This is a genomic window from Streptosporangium brasiliense, assembly GCF_030811595.1.
Lineage (GTDB): Bacteria > Actinomycetota > Actinomycetes > Streptosporangiales > Streptosporangiaceae > Streptosporangium > Streptosporangium brasiliense.
Genome location: NZ_JAUSRB010000002.1, coordinates 5,419,839 through 5,437,853 on the forward strand (window position 1 = coordinate 5,419,839; position 18,015 = coordinate 5,437,853).

General features: G+C 72.2%; 15 protein-coding genes. 10 read left to right on the forward strand and 5 right to left on the reverse strand.

The features are described 5' to 3' along the window. Positions 1-14 precede the first annotated feature (14 nt). Both J2S55_RS33360 and J2S55_RS33365 read right to left on the reverse strand, forming a co-directional pair. Positions 15-908, reverse strand: coding sequence for a hypothetical protein (locus J2S55_RS33360; protein WP_306868993.1), 894 nt, complete (start codon positions 906-908; stop codon positions 15-17). 214 nt (positions 909-1,122) lie between these two features. After that, positions 1,123-2,067: an aldo/keto reductase gene (locus J2S55_RS33365; RefSeq protein WP_306868997.1), complete on the reverse strand. Its 945-nt coding sequence runs from the start codon at positions 2,065-2,067 to the stop codon at positions 1,123-1,125. Positions 2,068-2,132: 65 nt separating this feature from the next. On the opposite strand from J2S55_RS33365, the gene J2S55_RS33370 reads away from it, so the two are divergent. From J2S55_RS33370 to mshC, 5 genes are all read left to right on the forward strand, one after another. Beyond that, entirely contained in the window at positions 2,133-2,831 is a 699-nt protein-coding gene (locus tag J2S55_RS33370; RefSeq protein WP_306869000.1) for a histidine phosphatase family protein, read from the forward strand. A 9-nt stretch (positions 2,832-2,840) separates the two neighbouring features. Continuing rightward, the gene (locus tag J2S55_RS33375; RefSeq protein WP_306869003.1) at positions 2,841-3,434 is read left to right on the forward strand and encodes a DUF3090 domain-containing protein; all 594 of its coding nucleotides are present in this window, start codon (positions 2,841-2,843) and stop codon (positions 3,432-3,434) included. Next, entirely contained in the window at positions 3,431-4,192 is a 762-nt protein-coding gene (locus J2S55_RS33380) for an SCO1664 family protein (protein WP_306869005.1), read from the forward strand. Before J2S55_RS33375 ends, J2S55_RS33380 begins: the two co-directional genes overlap by 4 nt. Positions 4,193-4,225: 33 nt before the next feature. After that, positions 4,226-4,942 (forward strand): NRDE family protein, encoded by a 717-nt coding sequence (locus J2S55_RS33385; RefSeq protein WP_306869008.1) that lies wholly within the window; start codon positions 4,226-4,228, stop codon positions 4,940-4,942. Positions 4,943-5,033: 91 nt separating this feature from the next. Beyond that, positions 5,034-6,257, forward strand: coding sequence for a cysteine--1-D-myo-inosityl 2-amino-2-deoxy-alpha-D-glucopyranoside ligase (gene mshC / locus J2S55_RS33390; RefSeq protein WP_306869012.1), 1,224 nt, complete (start codon positions 5,034-5,036; stop codon positions 6,255-6,257). A 233-nt stretch (positions 6,258-6,490) separates the two neighbouring features. Here the strand turns inward: mshC and J2S55_RS33395 are convergent, their stop codons facing one another. Beyond that, positions 6,491-7,087 (reverse strand): ROK family protein, encoded by a 597-nt coding sequence (locus J2S55_RS33395; RefSeq protein ID WP_306869015.1) that lies wholly within the window; start codon positions 7,085-7,087, stop codon positions 6,491-6,493. Between the two features lie 80 nt (positions 7,088-7,167). On the opposite strand from J2S55_RS33395, the gene J2S55_RS33400 reads away from it, so the two are divergent. Further along, complete coding sequence (locus J2S55_RS33400) at positions 7,168-9,279, forward strand: alpha-galactosidase (RefSeq protein ID WP_306869018.1); 2,112 nt, start codon at positions 7,168-7,170, stop codon at positions 9,277-9,279. Positions 9,280-9,429: 150 nt separating this feature from the next. Here the strand turns inward: J2S55_RS33400 and J2S55_RS33405 are convergent, their stop codons facing one another. Then, a complete protein-coding gene (locus J2S55_RS33405) occupies positions 9,430-9,633 on the reverse strand; it encodes a cold-shock protein (RefSeq protein WP_306869021.1) in 204 nt (67 codons plus the stop codon). Positions 9,634-9,886: 253 nt separating this feature from the next. Next, complete coding sequence (gene def / locus J2S55_RS33410; protein WP_306869023.1) at positions 9,887-10,399, reverse strand: peptide deformylase; 513 nt, start codon at positions 10,397-10,399, stop codon at positions 9,887-9,889. A gap of 202 nt (positions 10,400-10,601) precedes the next feature. On the opposite strand from def, the gene J2S55_RS33415 reads away from it, so the two are divergent. The 4 genes from J2S55_RS33415 (at position 10,602) to nirB (ending at position 17,958) form a co-directional block, all read left to right on the forward strand. Continuing rightward, the gene (locus J2S55_RS33415) at positions 10,602-11,924 is read left to right on the forward strand and encodes an MFS transporter (RefSeq protein ID WP_306869024.1); all 1,323 of its coding nucleotides are present in this window, start codon (positions 10,602-10,604) and stop codon (positions 11,922-11,924) included. Positions 11,925-12,032: 108 nt separating this feature from the next. Continuing rightward, a complete protein-coding gene (locus J2S55_RS33420) occupies positions 12,033-14,108 on the forward strand; it encodes a molybdopterin oxidoreductase family protein (protein ID WP_370879722.1) in 2,076 nt (691 codons plus the stop codon). After that, entirely contained in the window at positions 14,105-15,508 is a 1,404-nt protein-coding gene (locus tag J2S55_RS33425; RefSeq protein ID WP_306869027.1) for an FAD-dependent oxidoreductase, read from the forward strand. Before J2S55_RS33420 ends, J2S55_RS33425 begins: the two co-directional genes overlap by 4 nt. Next, positions 15,505-17,958: a nitrite reductase large subunit NirB gene (gene nirB / locus J2S55_RS33430; protein WP_306869030.1), complete on the forward strand. Its 2,454-nt coding sequence runs from the start codon at positions 15,505-15,507 to the stop codon at positions 17,956-17,958. The genes J2S55_RS33425 and nirB overlap by 4 nt, the downstream gene beginning before the upstream one ends. Positions 17,959-18,015: the final 57 nt, after the last annotated feature.

An 18,015-nucleotide genomic window follows, 5' to 3' on the forward strand; every position in this document is an offset into this window, starting at 1 on the left:
CCCGGCCGACACGGCTAGGCCGTCCGGTGCCGGCCCATCCGGAGCGGCTCGAACGGCATCGACTCCTCCTCGGCCCGCCTGGCGTACAGCAGGCGGACGGCGAGGATCGCCGCGAGCAGCAGGGCGGTGGTGAGCACGGTGCCCAGCGTGTCGGACGACCGGGTGGGCCTCAGGGGCCGCCCGTCGGTCCTGCGCGTCTGAAGCTCCTGCATGCGCCGCTGGAACTCCTGCATGGCGGGGCGGGGCCACAGCAGCTCGACCCGGGGCGCCTCGGCGTCGACCACGGGCGAGGGCCGGGGGGCCACCGGCTCCCTGACGTCGGGGACGCGCGTGCGGGTCTCCGACGGGCGCAGCGGCTCCACCGGCAGCGGCACCGCCTTCCGCTCGGCCGGCTCGCTCCTGCCGCTCGGTGAGGGGCGGGGGCTCGGCCGCGCAGGTGGCTGCTCGGTCTTCTCCGGCTTCTCCGGGGCGGAGATCGCCGACGGGCTCGTGCACTCGGGTGAGGCCACCAGCGGCAGGCAGACGTCGTCGAGGGCCTTGGGCAGCAGACTGTCGTCGGCGGGCGGCTCCGGCGCGGCCCGGGTGTCGGAGGCGGAGGGGGACGGGGCGGAGGCGGGCGGCGGGGCCTCGGCGCTCTTCACGGACGCCTCCTCCGTCTCCTCGGAGGCGCCTGCGGCGCCGGGGGCGCCGTCCTCCTTCTTGGCGGCCGGGGGCGCCACGGCGTCCGTCACCCCCTCCACGACGTCGCCGACGGTGTCCACGGCCTTGCACAGACCGCCCGTCACCCCGCCGAGCAGCCCGCCGTTGTCGCAGTCCGGTTGCGCGGCGCTCGCGGCCGCGGCCGCGGCCGTGAAGATCCCGCCGCTCAGCGCCAGCGCCAGCGCACCGGCAGAGATCGCAGTTCGCAATTGCCCCCCTTGCCCATCAACGGTCGGACCTCGCCGACATCCGGGCGCCCCCTCCCGTCGCTCATTGACAGTTTTGTGGGGAGGCCGGAGTTTTCCAGGTAAAGTTGCGATTCGGTATCGACTAGTGATACGCGAGATGGATTCTCATTCTCTCCTCGTCTCCCGTCCCCACGGCGTTCCGCCTGCGCGGGCCGCGGGGACGTCCGCGCGGGTCTCAGTCCGCGGAGACGTCGTCGAGCGCCTCCCTGATCTCCATCGGCAGGGTGAGGTCCTCGGCCTGGAGCACGCCGGAGAGCTGGGCGTGGGTGCGGGCACCGACGATCGCCGAGGTCACCCCGGGCTGGTCGCGGACCCAGGACAGGGCGACCGACAGAGGTGAGACGCCCAGCCCCTCGGCCGCGGTCGTCACCGACTCCACGACCCGCCGGCACCTCTCGTCCAGGTAGGGCGTGACGAAGTCGGCGAAGTGCGGGGTCGCGGCCCGCGAGTCGGCGGGGATGCCCGTGCGGTATTTGCCGGTCAGCACCCCCCGGCCGAGCGGCGACCAGGCGAGCACCCCGGCGCCGACGTGCTCGGCGGCCGGGACCAGCTCGCGCTCGGCCTCCCTGGCCAGCAGCGAGTATTCGACCTGGGCCGCGACGATCGGCACCCGGCCGGGGACCGCCCGCTGTCCGACGGCGGCCGCCGCGAGCTGCCAGCCGGTGTAGTCGCACACCCCGGCGTAGGCCGCCCGGCCCGAGGACACGATGGCGTCCACCGCGGCCAGGGTCTCCTCCAGGGGGACGTCCGGGTCGAAGGCGTGCAGCTGCCACAGCTCCACCTCGTTGACCCCGAGACGGGTCAGCGAGGCGTCGATGGCGGCGATCAGGTGCCGGCGGGAGGCGTCGCGCGGCCGGCGCCCGGCGGGGGTGAGCACGGCCTTGGTCGACAGCACCAGCTCCGAGCGCGGCACCGCGTCGCGGATCAGCCTGCCCAGCAGCCTCTCGGCCTCGCCGCCCGTGTAGACGTCCGCGGTGTCGATGAGGGTGCCGCCGGCCTCGGCGAACGTGCGGAGCTGCGCCGCGGCCTCCTCGGCGCCGGTGTCACGTCCCCATGTCATCGTCCCCAGCCCGAGGCGGGATACCGACAGGCCGCTCCGGCCCACATAGCGCTGCTCCATGATCCGGCCAGGTTACCGGTCGGGCAGTTAAAAGTAGTGGAGTGAAGCCTGCAAGACTTGGCCACGTGACGACCTTGTTGCTGGCCAGACACGGCCTGACCCACCTGACCGGTCCGGTGCTGGCCGGCTGGACCCCGGATGTCCATCTCAGCACGGCGGGCCAGGCGCAGGCGGAGGCGCTGGCCGCGCGGCTGGCGACGCTGGAGCTGGACGCGATCGTCTCCAGCCCGCTGGAGCGCTGCCAGGAGACCGCCCAGGCGATCGCCGACGGCCGGGTGGCGCGGGTGCAGACCGACGAGCGGTTCGGCGAGTGCCGCTACGGCGAGTGGACGGGCCGCCCGCTCGGCGAGCTCGCCAAGGATCCCCTCTGGAAGGTCGTGCAGACCCATCCGAGCGCCGTGACCTTCCCCGGGGGAGAATCCCTGCCCGCCGTCCAGCACCGGGCGGTGACCGCCGTCAGGGAGTGGAACGAGCGCCTGGGCCCGGAGGCGGTCTATCTCGTCTGCAGTCACGGAGACGTGATCAAGGCCATCGTGGCCGACGCGATGGGGCTCCATCTGGACCAGTTCCAGCGGATAGCGGCCGATCCCGCCTCGCTCACCGCGATCCGCTACACCCCCTTGCGTCCCTTCGTGCTCAGGCTCAACGACGTCGGCGGAGATGTGACAGGACTGCGTCCCCCGGAGGGTTCGGAGGATGGCGACGGGGGAGAAAATCTCACCGGGAGCGATGCCGCAGTCGGCGGCGGAGCCGGGACCACGTAAGGTCGGGCTATGCCGGTCTTCGACTATGACCCACCCGAGAGGTTTGTGGCCGGTGCCGTTGGGCAACCGGGATCACGAGCCTTCTTCCTGCAGGCCCGGGGACAGGGCCGGTTGACCACCGTGGGGCTGGAGAAGTTCCAGGTCGCCGCGCTGGCCGACCGGCTGGACGAGCTCCTCGACGAGGTCCTGCGGCGCAGCGGCGGGACCGCCCAGGTCCCGGCCGCCGCCCCCGCCGGGCTGACCGACAACGGCCCGCTCGACGTGCCGATCAGCGAGGACTTCAAAGTCGGCACGATGGCCCTGGCCTGGGACGCCGACACCGCGCAGGTGGTGATCGAGGCCCAGGAGATCGTCGCCGAGGACGAGGAGTTCGAGGAGTCCTCGCTGGCCGGGCTCACCGAGGCCGCCGAGCCCGCGGTGCTGCGCGTGCACATCAGTCCCGGCGTGGCCCGGGCCTTCACCAAACGCGCCATGGCCCTCGTCGCGGCGGGCCGTCCACCCTGTCCGCTCTGCGGCCAGCCGCTCGATGCCGACGGGCATATCTGCGTGCGTCTCAATGGTTACCGGGGTAGTAGCGCTTCATCGGTCGAGGGAGGCGAATGAGTGCCGAAAGCGAGCCCACGCTGAGCGCGGCGCCCGCGAGGGGGTTGGACGACGAGACCGCTCTGCGTCTGCTCCGCGACGGTCGGCTGGAGGTCGAGGGCCGGCTGATCGAAGCGAGCAACATGACGCTCTACTGTTCCGTACGGCTCGGCGGGCACGTGGCGGCCTGCGTCTACAAGCCCGTACGCGGGGAGCGCCCGCTCTGGGACTTCCCCGACGGCACCCTGGCCGCCCGGGAGGTGGCCGCCTTCGAGGTCTCGGCGGCGACCGGCTGGCGGATCGTCCCGCCGACCGTCTACCGCGACGGCCCCTTCGGCCCCGGCATGTGCCAGCTCTGGATCGACACCGACCCCGAGGTCGACCTGATGGCGCTCATCCGCAGCCGGCTGCCCGCGCTGCGCCGGATGGCCGTCTTCGACGCCGTCGTCAACAACGCCGACCGCAAGGGCGGCCATCTGCTCCCGCTGGTCGACGGCCACATCCACGGGGTCGACCACGGCGTCTCCTTCTCCGCCGACGACAAGCTCCGCACCGTGCTCTGGCAGTGGCGCGGCAAGCCCCTGTCCCGGGAGGCCATGAACGTCCTGGCCCGCCTTGAGCGGGACCTGGAGCAGGGGCGCCTGGGCCGCCGGCTCCGCGAGCTGCTCACCCTGGCCGAGGTCGAGGCCACCTGGTCCCGGGTCCGCAGGCTGCTCGACACCGGCCTGCACCCGCTGCCCTCCCAGGACTGGCCCGCGATCCCCTGGCCCCCGATCTGAGGCGGTCCCCGGCGGGGGCGTACCCTGCCGGGCATGTGCACGGTTGTCGTCAGCATCGATCCGAGCGCCGAGATCCCCCTGATCCTCGTCGGGGTGCGCGATGAGTTCACCACCCGGCCCTGGCTCCCTCCGGCCGAGCACTGGCCGGGCCTGATCGGCGGGCGCGACCTCCAGGCGGGAGGCACCTGGCTGGCCGTCGACCCCGCGGCCAGGCGGGTGGGCGCGCTGCTCAACGGCCGCGGCCTGCTCGCGCCGGAGGACACGCGCCGTTCCCGGGGCGAGCTGCCGCTGCGGGCGGCGGCCGCAGGCCGCCTGCCGGACCTGGACCTGACCCGCTACGACCCCTTCCACCTGGTCCTGGCCGATCCCGGTGGGGCCCGGGTGTGGCACTGGAACGGGACGGAGCTGGGGGTGGACGAGCTCCCCGCCGGGACCCACATGATCGTCAACAGCGGCTGGGAGCAGGGCGACGACAACGAGCGCGTCGCGTTCTTCCGCCCGCTCTTCGCCAAGGCCGGCCGTCCCCCGGCCCTCGACGCCCCCTGGGGGGAGTGGCGGGAGCTCGCGACCGGGGCGGGCCTGCCCCCCGAGGATCCCCGCACCATGATCATCCATCAGGAGCTGCCCGACGGGCGGGCCTACGGCTCCCTGTCGGTCACCCTGCTGGCGCTGGCCGCCGGCGGGGTCCGCTACGACTTCACCGATGATCCACGCGATCCGGCGGCCTTCCGTCGCGTCCTGCCGGAATGACGGGCCGAGCTCCGGCGGTTGACATGAGTGCCCCGTGTCCCCACCGCCCCGGGCTGATCGGGGCGGTCCGTCCGCTGGATAGGCTCAATACATGAGATCGTGGTCTGCGCCGAAGGTCCCTCGGCTCCCTGGTGTTGGTGCTCCGCTGCGGTTGTTCGACACCGCCGCAGGAGAGGTCGGCCCCACCCAGCCCGGCCCCACGGCGCGGCTGTACGTCTGCGGCATCACGCCCTACGACGCCACCCATCTGGGGCACGCCAACACCTACCTCGCCTTCGACCTGGTCAACCGGGTCTGGCAGGACGCCGGTCATGACGTCCACTTCACCCAGAACACCACCGACGTGGACGATCCGCTCCTGGAACGTGCCGAACAGACCGGGCAGGACTGGCGGGAGCTCGCCGAGCGGGAGATCGAGCTGTTCCGCACCGACATGGAGGCGCTGCGGATCCTCCCCCCGCGCGAATACGTCGGCGTCACCGAGGTGATCGACCAGGTCGCCGAGCTGATCGAGCTCCTGCGCGACAAGGGGGCCACCTACGTCCTCGACGGGGACGTCTACTTCGACGTCTCCGCGGCGCCGAAGTTCGGCGCCGTCTCGGGATACTCCGAGGAGCGGATGATCGACCTGGCCGGCCAGCGCGGCGGCGACCCCGACAGGCCCGGCAAGAAGCACCCGCTCGACTGGGTGCTCTGGCGCGCCGAGCGCCCCGGTGAGCCGTCCTGGCCCTCGCCGTTCGGCCGGGGCAGGCCCGGCTGGCACATCGAGTGCACCGCGATCGCGCTGGCCAACCTGGGCAGCGGGTTCGACGTCGCGGGCGGCGGCTCCGACCTGATCTTCCCCCACCACGAGTGCGGCGCCCACGAGGGCCACGTCGCCTGCAACGAGTGGCCCTTCGCCAGGGCCTACGTGCACGCGGGCATGGTCGCCCTCGACGGCGAGAAGATGTCCAAGTCCAAGGGCAACCTGGTCTTCGTCTCCCGGCTCCGCCAGGAGACCGACCCGATGGCCATCCGGCTGTCCCTGCTGGCGCACCACTACCGCAGCGACTGGGAGTGGACCGCCGACCAGCTCGCCTCCGCCGAGGCACGGCTGGCGCGCTGGCGCGCCGCCACCGGCCTGCCGGCCGGCCCGGAGGCGGAGACCGTGCTCGCGGAGATCCGCGCCCGCATGACCGACGACCTGGACACCCCCGGAGCGCTCGCGGTCGTCGACGCCTGGGCCGACCGGGCGCTGGCCGGGGGTGGCGCCGACCCCGGGGCGCCCGCGCTCGTGACGGACATCGTGGACGCGCTGCTCGGCGTCAGGCTCTGACGGCCCGTCCCCGCGGCGACGGCGCCCGCCGGCGACGGAGGGCGCCCGGAGACGGGCCCCGAGCCGGCCGGCGGCCCTCACCGGACCCGGGGCGGCAAGGGCGCATGGGTGTGGGGGTGGCCATCGAGACGGCCACCCCCACGCTCATGGAGGGATGTAGTAGTTGCCGGACTGAAGGACAGGGTGACTCAAAGGACGGGCAGGGCCGGTGACCGTGAACGGGTATGTGAGGGTCAGGCGGGGGTGAACAGGCTCCGCACGGCGACCGCTGCGGCGCCGCGGGCCCATTCCTCGAAGGGGAGCGGGCGCAGCAGGAGCTCGCAGCGGGCCGCGCTGCCGAAGGCCTGCGCGGCGAAGGTCCGCCGGAGCCGGTCCTCGAAGAGGCCGAAGGCCTCCAGGCCCTCGCCCGACACGACCACCCGTTCCGGGCCGAACAGGTTGACCAGGGCCGCCAGACCTCGTCCGATGGCGTGACCGGCGCGGGCGAACACCTCGCGGACGGCCGGGTCACCGGCGCGGGCCCGCTCCACGGCCTGTGCCATGGTCAGTTCCGCCTCGCCGGTGACGTGCCTCGTCCGGGTGACGATCGCCTCGGTCGAAGCGATCGCCTCCACGCAGCCGGTCCCGCCGCAGTGGCATGGCGGGCCGGACTCGGCGACCGGCACGTGCCCGATCTCCCCGGCGACGCCGTACGCGCCGGAGACCAGACCTCCGTTGACGACCAGCCCCGAGCCGATGTCAGCACCAGCTCGAAGACGGTCGCGGCCGCCGGGCTGGTGATGGGCGCCCTGGAGGGTGCGATGCGCGGCATGCCGGAACAGTACGGTCAATAAATTAACTTCGTCAAGAATGTATTTCTGCCTGACTCCGGCCTACGCTACGGGCAAACCCCTTGATCCTTGGAGTCCTGTTGCCTGCCACGCCTCCCTCCGTCCAGTTCGACCCCGCACATCGGCTGTGGCTGCTGCGCACCCCCGGCTCCGCCTACGCGGTCCGGCTCGACGGCGAGGACGTGCCCAGGCACGTGTACTGGGGGCCGCCGCTCACGCTCGCCCAGGCGGGGAGCGTCCCCGACCGGCTCCGGCCAGCCGACAGCAGTTTCGAGAGCCCGGCCGGCGAGGGCGGTGAGCTGGTCACCGACGGCTTCGGCCCGCAGAGCCTCCTGCCGGTCTTCCCCGACGGGACGTCGAAGGCCGAATGGCGTTTCGCCGGGCATGTGATCTCGGACGACGGCCTGGTGCTGCACCTGCGCGACCGCCGCCATCCGCTGGAGGTCGAGCTGCACTACCGGCTGCACGAGGGCAGCGACGTGATCGAACGCCGGCTGACGCTGCGCCACACCGGTCAGGAGGGCGAGGATCCCCTGGTTCTGGCCCGCGCCGACTCCGCGGCCTGGACCGCGCCGTTGCGCGCCGGCTACCGCCTCAGCCACATCACCGGCGCGTGGGCCGGCGAGTTCCAGCTGGAACGCGTCGCGCTGCCGATCGGCGAGACGGTCCTGACCAGCAGGCGCGGCCTGTCCAGCCACCAGGCCCACCCCTGGCTGATGATCGACGACGGGACGGCCACCGAGGAGCACGGCGACGTCTGGAGCACGGCCCTGGCCTGGAGCGGAAGCTGGCGCGTCACCGTCGACCACTCGCCCACCGGACGGCTGACCTGGACCGGCGGCTTCGGCCATGAGGGGCTGTCCTGGCGGCTGCCCGCCGGCCAGAGCCGGCAGACCCCGCCGTTCCTCGGCCTCTACCAGGCGGGTGGGTTCGGGAGCACCAGCCGCGCCTGGCACGACCACATCGCCCGGCACGTCCTGCCCGACCCCGACACCGTCCGCCCGGTCGTCTACAACTCCTGGGAGGCCACCGGCTGGGCAGTCACCGAGACCAACCAGAAGGACCTCGCCGCCCGGGCCGCCGCCGTCGGCGCCGAGCTGTTCGTGATGGACGACGGCTGGTTCGGCGCCCGCGACAGCGACGACGCCGGCCTCGGCGACTGGCACGTCAACCCCATCGCCTTCCCGTCCGGCCTGACCCCGCTCATCGACGAGGTGCACCGGCTCGGCATGCGCTTCGGCCTGTGGGTCGAACCGGAGATGGTCAACCCCGACAGCGATCTCTACCGTGCCCACCCCGACTGGGTGCTGCACATGCCGCACCGCGCCCGCACCACCCTGCGCAACCAGCTGGTCCTCAACTTCGCCCGCCCCGATGTCGTGAGCTGGGCGCACGAATGGCTCGACGCGCTGCTCCGCGACCACGCCATCGACTACCTCAAATGGGACATGAACCGCGCGTTCACCGAAGCCGGATGGCCCGACGCCGGCCCGGACGCCACCCGCCTGTGGTTCGACCACGTCCACGGCGTCCACTCCGTCATCGACCGCCTCCGTGAGGACCACCCCCACCTGCGCGTCCAGACCTGCGCGGGCGGCGGCGGCCGGGCCGACCTCGGCATGCTCGCCCGCACCGACGAGGCCTGGGTCTCCGACAACACCGACGCCGTCGACCGCATCGCCATCCAGGACGGCTACAGCCAGCTCTACCCCGCCCGCACCATGGCCGCCTGGGTCACCGACAGCCCCAACTACCTCACCCGCCGCGCCCTGCCGCTGCGCTTCCGCTTCCACGTCGCCATGGCGGGCGTCCTCGGCATCGGCGGCAACCTGCTGGAATGGTCGGCCGCCGAACTCGTCGAAGCCACCGAGCTCGTCACCCTGTACAAGGAGATCCGCGGAACCGTCCAGCACGGAGTGCAGTACCGGCTCGGCACCCACGCCGGCCGCACCGCCGTCCAGTACGTCAGCCGCGACGGCGCGCAGACCGTGGTCCTCGGCTGGCAGCAGCCCCGCCGGGCGGCCGGACCGGTCCTGCCGGTCCGCCTGCTGGGTCTCGACCCGGCCGCCGTCTACCGCGACGACGACAGCGGCGGTCTCCACCACGGCGCAGTCCTGCTCCAGCACGGTCTCAGCCTCGACCTGACGACCGACCACGCCAGCACGCTGATCCGGCTCTCGCGCATCCCCTGACCCGACACCCGGCGCTGCCCGGCACCCGCGGAGAGCCGTTCCGGAGCTCGGCGCACGGGCCGGGTGGCGGGCCGAAAGAATCGGTAAAAAAAGATCCAGGCCCGCACCGCCGGAGCGGTGCGGGCCTGGATGGAAGCCTTTTAGAACAGGTCAGATGACCTGAACCTGGTCGGCCTGCGGGCCCTTCTGGCCCTGCGTGGTGGTGAAACTGACACGCTGGTTCTCCTCCAGGGTGCGGTAACCACCGGAGTTGATCGCCGAGTAGTGCACGAAGACATCGGCGCTGCCGTCATCCGGCGCGATGAACCCGAAGCCCTTTTCGGCGTTGAACCACTTAACAGTGCCCTCAGACAAAACTACTTCTCCTCATTGGGAGCCTCACCGAACCATCAGGTCGACGGTCCGGGGCTGCGTTGCGGACCCTACCAAGCATCCGCGGAAACCATCCGGAGAAACTGTAACGCCCGCTGTCGGCGGTCTTCCTGTGAGTGCCTGTGATGACAAGCACCATCGAGAACTTCGACTGCAACTATCAAAGGCTACAGGTCAGCGGCATGATGGGCAAATGTCTCGGCGGCGGGTCGGCGCGCGGGGCCGGCGGCGCCGGTCAGGAGGGGACGGCCTGCAGGAATCGCTCGCGCTCGTCGGCGGGGAGGCGGTCGGCGAACAGGACTCCGTCGAGGTGGTCGGCCTCGTGCTGGAGGACCCGGGCGAGCATGCCCAGGGCACGGATGGTGACGGGCCTGCCGAACATGTCGCGGCCGCGGGCGGTGACCATGTAGGAGCGTTCCAGCGGCCACCACAGGCCGGGCGCCGACAGGCAGGCCTCGTCGGCCACGACCGTCCGCTCCGAGGGCTCCAGGCGCGGGTTGATCAGATGGCCCGACCTGCCCTCCACCGCGTAGACGAGGACACGCAGCGGGACGCCGATCTGCGGGGCGGCCAGCCCCGCGCGGCCGGCTCCGGCGCGCATGGTCGCCTGGAGGGACTTGACCAGGCCGCGCAGCTCGCGGTCGAAGACGGTCACGGGTTCGGCTACGGTCCGTAGCACTGGATCTGCGAAGGGTCGGATCGGCTGGACGGCCACACGCACTCCCCGAGGCGACGGACTGACACGCACACGATTCCCATTGTCGCATTGCCTCAACCGTGACCGGCGGGATCGGCATGTTTCCAGGACGTTACGTATGTGCGGCCTGTGCATTGCACATTTCGGAGGTTAGTCACACGTAACCCGTGCACCATCACAGAGCGTGAATGTGCGTAACGCCTCACTTCTAGGTTTTCGAAGACCTTCCTTTTTTGAGGACCCAGGAGGAACGATGGCGAAGCGCTGGATCAGCGAGTGGCGGCCCGACGACCCGGCATTCTGGGACCGGGAGGGACGGAAGGTCGCCCGGCGCAACCTGATCTTCTCGGTCTTCGCCGAGCATCTCGGCTTCACCCTCTGGACGGTGTGGAGCATCGTGACCGTGCAGCTCGGCTCCTACGAGTTCTCCACCGACCAGCTCTTCTGGATCGTCTCGCTGCCCAATCTGATCGGCTCGGCGCTGCGCATCCCCTACACCTTCGCCCCGGCCAGGTTCGGCGGCCGGAACTTCACCGTGATCAGCGCGCTGCTCCTGCTCGTCCCCGCGGTGCTGCTGGCCGTGGCGGTGAGCGACCCGGGCACGCCGTACTGGGTGTTCCTGCTGATCGCCGCCACCGCCGGCCTGGGCGGCGGCAACTTCGCCTCCAGCATGGCCAACATCACCTACTTCTATCCCCAGTCCAAGCAGGGGGCGGCGCTCGGCCTCAACGCGGCCGGCGGCAACATCGGCGTCAGCTCCGTCCAGCTCGTCATGCCACTGGTGATCGGCGCCTTCGGGCTGGCCGCCGCCGGGCTGTTCTGGATCCCGTTCATCGTGGCCGCCGCGGCCGGCGCCTACTTCTTCATGGACAACCTGACCTCCGCCAAGGCCGGCCCGAGAGACCAGCTGAAGATCGCCGGACGGGCCCAGACCTGGATCATGTCCGTCCTCTACATCGGCACCTTCGGCTCCTTCATCGGCTACTCCACCGCCTTCCCGCTGCTCATCAAGAGCCAGTTCCCCGAGCAGACCTCCCTGATCGGGCTGGCCTTCGTCGGCCCGCTCCTCGGCTCGCTGATCCGCCCGGTCGGAGGCTGGCTGTCCGACCGGCTCGGCGGGGCCCGGGTGACGCTCGTCAACTTCGCCGCCATGGCGGGCGCGGCGGCGCTGGTCTGGCAGGGCGTGGCCCAGCACGGCTTCGGGCTCTTCTTCGGGGCCTACATGCTCCTGATCGCCACCACCGGCGTCGGCAACGGCTCCACCTACCGGATGATCCCGGCCATCTTCCGGGCCAAGGCCACCGCGGGGATCGCCCCCGGCACGCCCGCCTACGACAGCGCCCTGGCCACCGGCAAGCGCGACGCCTCCGCCGCGGTCGGGATCATCTCCGCCATCGGCGCGTTCGGCGGCTTCTTCATCAACCGGGGGTTCGGCAGCTCCATCGCCGCCACCGGGGGCGCGGGCGCCGCGCTGGCCGCCTTCGCCGGCTTCTACGCGATGTGCGCGCTGGTGACCTGGGCCTGCTACCTGCGGACCGCCGGCCCGGTGCCGGGTCTGGCGGCCGCCCGCGTCTGAACGGCTCACATCCGGCTCGTCGCGAATGTGAACGTCGTTAGCGGCTTGTAGCACACCGGTAACAGAGGGGACCCAGCGGTGAAACCGCTCGAAAGCACCATCGGACATGTGCCGATCTCACTTCCCACCCAGCCGCCTGTGAAGGCGGGGGCGGCGACCCACTGCCCCTACTGCGCCCTGCAGTGCGGCATGAACGTGGCCGCCGGAGAGACTGTCACGATCACTCCGAGGGAGGACATCCCCGCCAACGCGGGCGGCCTGTGCCAGAAGGGCTGGACCGCCGGTGAGCTGCTGACCAGCGGCGAGCGGCTCACCACCCCGCTCCTGTACGGCGAGCCGGTCGGCTGGGACGAGGCGCTCGACTTCGTCGCCGCCCGGATCCGCGCCGTCCAGGGAGAGCACGGCCCCAACGGTGTGGCCGTGTTCGGAGGGGGCGGGCTCACCAACGAGAAGGCCTACCAGCTCGGCAAGTTCGCCCGGATGGTGCTGCGGACCAGCCAGATCGACTACAACGGCCGGTTCTGCATGTCCTCGGCCGCCGCCGCCGCCAACCGGGCCTTCGGCATGGACCGCGGCCTGCCCTTCCCGATCACCGACCTCGCCGGGGCCGACGCGATCCTGATCGCGGGCGGCAACGTGGCCGAGACCATGCCGCCGTTCGTCCGCCACCTGCAGGCGATGCGCGACCGGGGCGGCCGGCTGATCGTCATCGACCCCAGGGCCACCGCGACCGTGCGGCAGGCCGACCTCCACCTCCAGCCGACCCCCGGCACCGATCTGGCGCTCGCCCTGGGCCTGCTGCACATCGTGATCGCCGAGGGGCACGTGGACGAGGACTACGTGGCCGGCCGCACCGGCGGGTTCGACGCGGTCCGCACCTCGGTCGCCGCCTGGTGGCCCGAGCGGGTGGAGCGGATCACCGGTGTCCCGGTCGCCCGGATGCGCCTGGCCGCGGAGATCCTCGCCGCCGCCGGCCGCGCGGTGATCCTCACCGGCCGCGGCGCCGAGCAGCACGCCAAGGGCACCGACACGGTGAGCGCGTTCATCAACCTCGCGCTCGCCCTCGGGCTGCCGGGCCGTGCGGGGTCCGGCTACGGCTGCGTCACCGGGCAGGGCAACGGGCAGGGCGGCCGCGAGCACGGCCAGAAGGCCGACCAGCTCCCGGGATACCGCAAGATCGACGATCCCGCCGCACGCGCCCACGTGGCCGCCGTGTGGGGGATCGAGCCCGAGGACCTGCCCGGGCCGGGCCGCTCCGCCTACGAGCTGCTCGACGCGCTCGGGACCGACGGCGGCCCGCGGGCGCTGCTGCTGTTCGGCTCCAACCCGGTGGTCTCCGCCCCCCGGGCCGGGCACATCGCCGGGCGGCTGCGCTCGCTGGACCTGCTCGTGGTCTCCGACCTCGTCATGTCGGAGACGGCCGCGCTGGCCGACGTCGTGCTGCCCACGACCCAGTGGGCCGAGGAGAGCGGCACGATGACCAACCTCGAAGGCCGGGTGCTGCTGCGCCGCCAGGCCACCGACCCGCCCGAGGGAGTCCGCAGCGACCTGGAGATCCTCCGGGGCCTGGCCGTACGGCTGCGCGGCGCGCAGGGGTTCCCGACCGACCCTCGCGAGGTCTTCGACGAACTGCGGCGGGCCTCCGCCGGGGGCGTCGCCGACTACGCGGGCATCACCTACGAGCGGATCGCCGCCGAGACCGGCGTGTTCTGGCCCTGCCCGGCCGAGGACCACCCCGGCACCCCCCGGCCCTTCCTGGACCGTTTCGCCACCCCCGACGGCCGCGCCAGGTTCGTGCCCGTCGAGCACCGCCCGCCCGAAGAGGACATCGACCGCGAATACCCCCTCTACCTGACGACCGGCCGGGTGCTCGCGCACTACCAGAGCGGCGCCCAGACCCGGCGGATCCCCGCCCTGAACGCGGTGGTCCCGGAGGTCTTCGTGGAGCTCCACCCCGATCTCGCCGAGCGTCTGGAGGTGGCGCCGGGCGAGCGGCTGCGGGTCGTCGGCCGCCGGGGCACGGCAGAGGGCGTGGCCCGGGTCAACCCGGCGATCCGGCCGGACAGCGTGTTCATGCCCTTCCACTGGACCGGGGCCAATCTGCTCACCAATCCCGCGCTCGACCCGGTGTCGGGAATGCCGGAGTTCAAGGTCTGCGCCGTGAGGCTGGAGCGTGTCGGATGACCCGGTTGGTGATCGTGGGGAACGGGATGGCGGGGGCCCGCCTCGTCAGCGAGGTCCGCGCCCGGGACAAGGACGTCAGGGTGACCGTGTTCGGCGCCGAGACGTGGCAGCCCTACAACCGGGTGCTGCTGTCGAACGTGGTGGCCGGGACGATGCTGCCGGACCAGGTGCGGCTGCTGGACCCGGCCTGGTACGGCGACCATTCGGTGACGGCCCTGCTCGGCGTCGAGGTGACCGCGGTCGACCGGGACACTCAGGCCGTGCTCACCGCGGACGGCAGGCGCGAGCCGTACGACGTGCTGGTGCTGGCGACCGGCAGCGACGCCGTGGTGCCGCCGGTGCCCGGAGCGGCCCGGGCGATGGCGTTCCGGACGATGGACGACTGCCAGGCGATCCTCGCCGCGGCCGGCACGGCACAGCGCGCCGTGGTGGTCGGCGGCGGCCTGCTCGGCATCGAGGCAGCCCGCGGCCTGGCCGGGCGCGGGCTGCCGGTCACGCTGCTCCACCTGGCCGGGCACCTGATGGACCGGCAGCTCGACGCCGAGGCGGGACTGCTGCTGGGGGAGACCCTCGCGGAGCTGGGCGTGGAGGTGCGGACCGGCGTGGTCGTGGAGGAGATCCTCGACGACGGCGTACGGCTCGCCGCGGGCGAGAGGGTCGAGGCGGATCTGGTGGTGCTGGCCTGCGGGGTCCGGCCGGTGACGGGGCTGGCCGGGGACGCGGGGCTGGAGGTGCGGCGCGGGATCGTCGTCGACGACGAGATGCGGACCGACGACCCGTCGATCTTCGCGATCGGTGAGTGCGCCGAGCACGACGGCATGGTCTACGGCCTGGTGGCTCCCGCCTGGGAGCAGGCAGCCGTGGTCGCCGACCTGGTCACCGGGGCGGACAAGACCTCCCGGTACCGGGGATCGCGGCTGGTGACCCGGTTGAAGGCCAGGAGCGTGGAGCTGGCGGCGATGGGCGAGACCCAGTTGACCGAGGACGAAGCCGAGGTGGTGCGCTTCAGCCACCGGGCGCGGGGCACCTACCGCAAGCTCGTCATCCGCGACGGCCGTCTGGTCGGCGCGATCCTCCTCGGCGAGACGGCCGCGGTGGGCACCCTCACCCAGCTCTTCGACCGGGGCTCCCCGGTCCCCGCGGACCCGGCCGGGCTGCTGTTCCCCGGCCTGTCCGGCAGCACGGTCGCCGAGAGCCCGGTCAGGATGCCGGACGCGGCGAAGGTCTGCCGGTGCAACAACGTGACCAAGGGACAGATCCGGGCCTGCTGGGAGTCCGGCGCCCGGGACGTGGCGGCGGTGGCCGCCGCCACGCGTGCCACGACCGGCTGCGGCGGCTGCCGCGACGCGGTCGAGGGCATCGTCGGCTGGCTGTGCGAGCAGGAGGGCATCTCGGTATGACGGAGCGGCGAGTTGTGGTGGTGGGACATGGGCCGACGTCCAGCCGGCTGGTCGAGGCGCTGGTCGCCAAGGGGTTCGAGGGCCGGATCACCGTTCTGGGGGAGGAGCCCCGGCCCGCCTACGACCGGGTCGCGCTGACCTCCTATCTCACCGGCAAGAGCGCCGAGGACCTCACCTACCCGGTCCCGGAGGGCGTCGTGCTGCGGCTGGCCTCCCGGGTCACCGGGATCGACAGGGCCGGCCGGAAGGTGACCACCGCCGACGGTCACGTGGAGCCGTACGACGTGCTGGTGCTGGCCACCGGGTCCAGCCCGTTCGTGCCGCCGGTGCCCGGCAGGGAGCTTCCGGGCTGTTTCGTCTACCGGACGATCGACGACCTGGACGCGATCAGGGAGGCCGCGGCGCACGCCGGCAGCGGCGTCGTCATCGGCGGCGGCCTGCTGGGGCTGGAGGCCGCCGACGCGCTGCGCGGGCTGGGCCTGTCGACCCATGTCGTGGAGATGGGCGGCTGGCTCATGCCCCGGCAGGTGGACGAGGGCGGCGGCTCCGTCCTGCGGGGCCACATCGAGTCCCTCGGCCTGAGCGTGCACACCGAGGCCGGGGCCAAGGAGATCGTCGCCGGGCCGGACGGGCGGGTCGCGGGCCTGGTCAAGCCGGACGGGGAGACGATCGACGCGCAGATCGTGGTCTTCTCGGCGGGCGTCCGGCCGCGCGACGAGCTGGCCAGGCAGGCCGGGTTGGAGGTCGGCGAGCGCGGTGGGATCGTCGTGGACGACGGGATGCGCACCAGCGATCCGGCGATCTACGCGGTGGGGGAGTGCGCCCTGCACGAGGGCGTGGTCTACGGGCTGGTCGGGCCGTGCTTCACGATGGCCGAGGTCGCCGCGGACCGGGTCCTCGGCGGCGGGGCGGCCTTCGCCCGCGCGGACCTGTCCACCAAGCTCAAGCTGCTCGGCGTGGAGGTCGCCCAGTTCGGCGCCATGGGCGGCGCCCTCGACGTGACCTTCATGGACCCGGTGGGCGGGGTCTACCAGAAGCTGTTCGTCAGCGACGACGCCCGCACCCTGCTCGGCGGCATCTGCGTCGGCGACGCCACGCCGTACAACACCCTCAAGCCCTTCGTCGGCCGGGACCTGCCGGGCGCGCCCAGCGAACTGCTGTTCACCGGCGGCCCGGCGAGCATGGACCTTCCCGACGACGCGCAGGTCTGCTCCTGCAACAACGTCACCAAGGGCCAGGTGTGCGCGGCCATCGCGGACAAGGGCCTGACCGACGTGGCCGGGATCAAGGACTGCACCCGCGCCGGTACCACCTGCGGCAGCTGCGTCCCGATGCTCAAGCAGATCCTGGTCAAGTCCGGCGTCGAGCTCTCCAAGGCACTGTGCGAGCACTTCACGCACAGCAGGGCCGAGCTGTTCGACATCGTCCGGGTGCGCGGCATCACGACGTTCTCCCAGCTCATCGCCGAGCACGGCACCGGGCGCGGCTGCGACGTGTGCAAGCCCGTCGTCGCCTCGATCCTGGCATCCCTCGGCAACGGGCACATCCTGGACGGCGAGCAGGCCGCCCTGCAGGACACCAACGACCACTTCCTGGCCAACATCCAGCGCAACGGCACCTACTCGGTGGTGCCGCGCATCCCCGGCGGGGAGATCACTCCCGAGAAGCTGATCGTGATCGGCGAGGTGGCCCGCGACTTCGGCCTCTACACCAAGATCACCGGAGGGCAGCGGATCGACCTGTTCGGGGCGCGGGTGGAGCAGCTCCCGCTGATCTGGAAGCGGCTGGTGGACGCCGGCTTCGAGTCCGGCCACGCCTACGGCAAGGCGCTGCGCACGGTGAAGTCCTGTGTGGGCTCCACCTGGTGCCGCTACGGCGTGCAGGACGCCGTCGGCATGGCCATCGTCCTGGAGCTGCGCTACCGGGGCCTGCGCTCGCCGCACAAGCTGAAGTCGGCCGTCTCCGGCTGCGCCCGCGAGTGCGCCGAGGCCCGGGGCAAGGACTTCGGCGTCATCGCCACCGAGCAGGGCTGGAACCTCTACGTGGGCGGCAACGGCGGGTTCACCCCACGGCACGCCGACCTGTTCGCGGCGGACCTGAGCACCGAGGAGCTGATCCGGACCATCGACCGGTTCCTGATGTTCTACGTCCGCACCGCCGACCGCCTGCAGCGCACCTCGGCCTGGCTGGAGGGCCAGGGCCTGGACTACGTCAAGCAGGTGGTCCTGGAGGACTCGCTCGGGATCTGCGCCGACCTGGACGCCCAGATGGCCCGGCACGTGGCCGCCTACGCCGACGAGTGGCGGGACGCCATCGAGGACCCCGACAAGCTGCGGCGCTTCGTCTCCTTCGTCAACGCGCCGGGGACCCCGGACCCGTCGATCGCCTTCACGGCCGAGCGGGACCAGATCAAGCCCGTCCTCATCCCGCTGGAGGTGGTCGGTTCCTGACACCCCGTCCGCGCCCGGGGCCGGGGTCCGCCCCGCCCCGTCCCGGCCCGGCGCCCG

Bases quoted from the DNA above. Each gene is read 5' to 3' on its own strand.
- J2S55_RS33385 (WP_306869008.1), top strand. From the start codon at position 4,226: ATGTGCACGGTTGTCGTCAGCATCGATCCGAGCGCCGAGATCCCCCTG.
- J2S55_RS33380 (WP_306869005.1), top strand. From the start codon at position 3,431: ATGAGTGCCGAAAGCGAGCCCACGCTGAGCGCGGCGCCCGCGAGGGGG.
- J2S55_RS33425 (WP_306869027.1), top strand. From the start codon at position 14,105: ATGACCCGGTTGGTGATCGTGGGGAACGGGATGGCGGGGGCCCGCCTC.
- J2S55_RS33375 (WP_306869003.1), top strand. From the start codon at position 2,841: ATGCCGGTCTTCGACTATGACCCACCCGAGAGGTTTGTGGCCGGTGCC.
- nirB (WP_306869030.1), top strand. From the start codon at position 15,505: ATGACGGAGCGGCGAGTTGTGGTGGTGGGACATGGGCCGACGTCCAGC.
- J2S55_RS33415 (WP_306869024.1), top strand. From the start codon at position 10,602: ATGGCGAAGCGCTGGATCAGCGAGTGGCGGCCCGACGACCCGGCATTC.
- J2S55_RS33365 (WP_306868997.1), bottom strand. From the start codon at position 2,067: ATGGAGCAGCGCTATGTGGGCCGGAGCGGCCTGTCGGTATCCCGCCTC.
- mshC (WP_306869012.1), top strand. From the start codon at position 5,034: ATGAGATCGTGGTCTGCGCCGAAGGTCCCTCGGCTCCCTGGTGTTGGT.